This is a genomic window from Lysobacter sp. P5_B12, assembly GCF_056400425.1.
Genome location: NZ_JBFULG010000018.1, coordinates 5,001 through 6,971, shown reverse-complemented (window position 1 = coordinate 6,971; position 1,971 = coordinate 5,001). Strand labels below are relative to the sequence as shown.

2 rRNA genes (1 of these 2 cut by a window edge) are annotated in these 1,971 nt (G+C 56.4%); both read right to left on the bottom strand.

Annotation, left to right across the window (positions count from 1 at the left end):
• Window positions 1-103, bottom strand: a 5S ribosomal RNA gene (rrf, locus tag AC1DOM_RS16725); the annotation flags it as partial.
• 141 nt (window positions 104-244) lie between these two features.
• Window positions 245-1,971 (bottom strand): 23S ribosomal RNA (locus AC1DOM_RS16720) (it continues 1,147 nt past the right edge of the window).

The window sequence follows — 1,971 nt, the reverse complement described above, 5'->3', positions numbered from 1 at the left end:
GACCTACTCTTGCATGCGGATGCACACTACCATCGGCGCGGCTGCGTTTCACTTCCGAGTTCGGAATGGGATCGGGTGGTGCCACAGCGCTATTGTCACCAGGGAGAGGGTGGAGGGTCGCGGTTCAATCGAAGGGATTGATCGCGCTCACGCTCTCAAGGGGTGGGACGTAGCGAGTTTTGGTGGAGCTTATAGAGACAAATGCCATCGACGTGTTGTCGAGGATAAGGCGGCTTGAGGTGATATGGTCAAGCCTCACGGATCATTAGTACACGTTAGCTCAACGGATTGCTCCGCTTACACACCGTGCCTATCAACCACCTGGTCTTGATGGTTCCTTCAGGGGACTTGTGTCCCGGGAGATCTCATCTTGAGGCGCGCTTCCCGCTTAGATGCTTTCAGCGGTTATCGCTTCCGAACGTAGCTACCCGGCAATGCCACTGGCGTGACAACCGGAACACCAGGGGTTCGTCCACTCCGGTCCTCTCGTACTAGGAGCAGCCCCTCTCAAATCTCCAACGCCCACGACAGATAGGGACCGAACTGTCTCACGACGTTCTGAACCCAGCTCGCGTACCACTTTAAATGGCGAACAGCCATACCCTTGGGACCGACTACAGCCCCAGGATGTGATGAGCCGACATCGAGGTGCCAAACACCGCCGTCGATATGAACTCTTGGGCGGTATCAGCCTGTTATCCCCGGAGTACCTTTTATCCGTTGAGCGATGGCCCTTCCATACAGAACCACCGGATCACTAAGACCTACTTTCGTACCTGCTTGAGCCGTCGCTCTTGCAGTCAAGCACGCTTATGCCTTTGCACACAGTGCGCGATGTCCGACCGCGCTGAGCGTACCTTCGTGCTCCTCCGTTACTCTTTGGGAGGAGACCGCCCCAGTCAAACTACCCACCATACACGGTCCCCGACCCGGATTACGGGCCCAGGTTAGAACGTCAAGCACATCAGGGTGGTATTTCAAGGTTGCCTCCACCGAAGCTAGCGCCTCGGTTTCACAGGCTCCCACCTATCCTACACAGACGAACTCAACGTTCAGTGTAAAGCTGTAGTAAAGGTTCACGGGGTCTTTCCGTCTTGCCGCGGGAACGCTGCATCTTCACAGCGATTTCAATTTCACTGAGTCTCGGGTGGAGACAGCGCCGCTGTCGTTACGCCATTCGTGCAGGTCGGAACTTACCCGACAAGGAATTTCGCTACCTTAGGACCGTTATAGTTACGGCCGCCGTTTACTGGGGCTTCGATCAAGAGCTTCGCCTTGCGGCTGACCCCATCAATTAACCTTCCAGCACCGGGCAGGCGTCACACCCTATACGTCCACTTTCGTGTTTGCAGAGTGCTGTGTTTTTGATAAACAGTCGCAGCGGCCTGGTTTCTGCGACCGCTCCCAGCTATAGCCCGCATGGGCCACCAGAAGCGGTGCACCTTCTCCCGAAGTTACGGTGCCATGTTGCCTAGTTCCTTCACCCGAGTTCTCTCAAGCGCCTTAGAATTCTCATCCTGCCCACCTGTGTCGGATTACGGTACGGTCTGCGTCAGCTGAAGCTTAGGGGCTTTTCCTGGAAGCGTGGGATCAGTGACTTCGGCCTAATGGCCTGGTCTCGCTGCTCGGCGTGATGACCCTCCGGATTTGCCAAGAGGATCCGCCTACCTGCTTTCCCCGGGACAACCAACGCCCGGTACACCTACCCTTCTCCGTCCCCCCATCGCACTGACGCGAGGTGCTGGAATATTAACCAGCTTCCCATCGACTACGCATTTCTGCCTCGCCTTAGGGGCCGACTCACCCTGCGCCGATGAACGTTGCGCAAGGAAACCTTGGGCTTTCGGCGTGGGGGCTTTTCACCCCCATTATCGTTACTCATGTCAGCATTCGCACTTCCGATACCTCCAGCAGACTTCTCAATCCACCTTCATCGGCTTACGGAACGCTCCTCTACCGCGCACATTGCTG